The following is a 1,302-nucleotide window of genomic DNA, read 5'->3' as shown; positions in this document are numbered from 1 at the left end:
GTATCCGGAAAGGCCGCCCCTCGCGAACCGGAGAGGGCTGAGGTCACATCGCACGAGGAACCGCATGCCGAACCTTCTCACCCGGATCGCGCGGGCGGCGGGCTACGTGCCGGCCGCCAAGGCCGCGCCCCTCGCGGTGCCGGGCTTCGCCCTCTACGGCGATGGCCGCGCCGTCTGGACGGCGCGGGAGGGCACCGCGCTCGCCCGCGCGGGCTTCGCGCGCAACGCGGTGGTGCACCGCGCCGTGCGCCTCGTGGCCGAGGCGGCCGCCGCGCTGCCGCTGATCCTGACGGGCCCCGGCGCCGAGGCCGCCCGGCCGCTCGCGGCGCTGCTCGCCCGGCCGAACCCGCGCCAGGGCGGCGCGCGCCTGCTCGAGGCGCTCTACGGGCACCTGATGGTCTCCGGCAACGCGTATCTCGAGGCCGTGAGCCTCGACGGCAGCCCGCGCGAGCTGCACGTCCTGCGGCCCGACCGGATGCGGGTGGTGCCGGGCCCGGACGGCTGGCCGGCATCCTACGCCTACGACGTCGGCGGGCGCAGCCTGCACTACGACCAGACCGGCGCGGGCGTGCCGCCGATCCTGCATTTGACGCTGTTCCACCCCCTCGACGACCATTACGGCCTCTCGCCGATGGAGGCCGCGGCGGCGGCCCTCGACATCCACAACGCCGCCGGCGCCTGGAACAAGGCGCTCCTCGACAACACCGCCCGGCCCTCCGGCGCCCTCGTCTTCGCCGGCGCCGGCGGCACCCTGAGCGAGGTCCAGTTCGCGCGGCTGAAGGGCGAGCTCGAGGCGAACTACCAGGGCGCGGACAATGCCGGGCGCCCGCTCCTCCTGGAGGGCGGGCTCGACTGGAAGCCGCTCGCGCTCTCGCCGAAGGACATGGACTTCGTCGAGGCCAAGGCCGGAGCCGCCCGCGAGATCGCGCTCGCCTTCGGCGTGCCGCCCCTCCTCCTCGGCCTGCCGGGCGACAACACCCACGCCAACTACGCGGAGGCCAACCGCGCCTTCTACCGCCAGACCGTGATCCCGCTCGTGCGCCGCACCGCCGAGAGCCTCGCCCAGTGGCTGGAGCCGGCCTTCGGCCCCGCGAGCCTGGAGCCCGACCTCGACGCCGTCGAGGCGCTGGCGCCGGAGCGCGAATCCCTCTGGCGCCGCGTGCAGGCGGCGGACTTCCTGACCCCGTACGAGAAGCGCGAGGCGGTGGGCTACGGGCCGGCCGCCTGACGCGACGCCGCCGCCGGCCTGACACGACCCGGCGCGGGTCCCCTCTCCCGTCCGGAGATGTCGCACCCCTCACC

Annotated in this window: 1 protein-coding gene; it reads left to right on the top strand. The window is 75.7% G+C overall.

What is annotated here, in order from left to right:
• Positions 1-64 precede the first annotated feature (64 nt).
• The gene (locus MOX02_RS20045; protein ID WP_147027567.1) at positions 65-1,228 is read left to right on the top strand and encodes a phage portal protein; all 1,164 of its coding nucleotides are present in this window, start codon (positions 65-67) and stop codon (positions 1,226-1,228) included.
• The last annotated feature ends 74 nt before the right edge of the window (positions 1,229-1,302 follow it).

Source organism: Methylobacterium oxalidis (genome assembly GCF_007992195.1).
GTDB lineage: Bacteria > Pseudomonadota > Alphaproteobacteria > Rhizobiales > Beijerinckiaceae > Methylobacterium > Methylobacterium oxalidis.
Note: the sequence above shows the minus strand (reverse complement) of the source record. Positions and strands in the feature narration are given on the sequence as shown.

Bases quoted from the DNA above. Each gene is read 5' to 3' on its own strand.
- MOX02_RS20045 (WP_147027567.1), top strand. From the start codon at position 65: ATGCCGAACCTTCTCACCCGGATCGCGCGGGCGGCGGGCTACGTGCCG.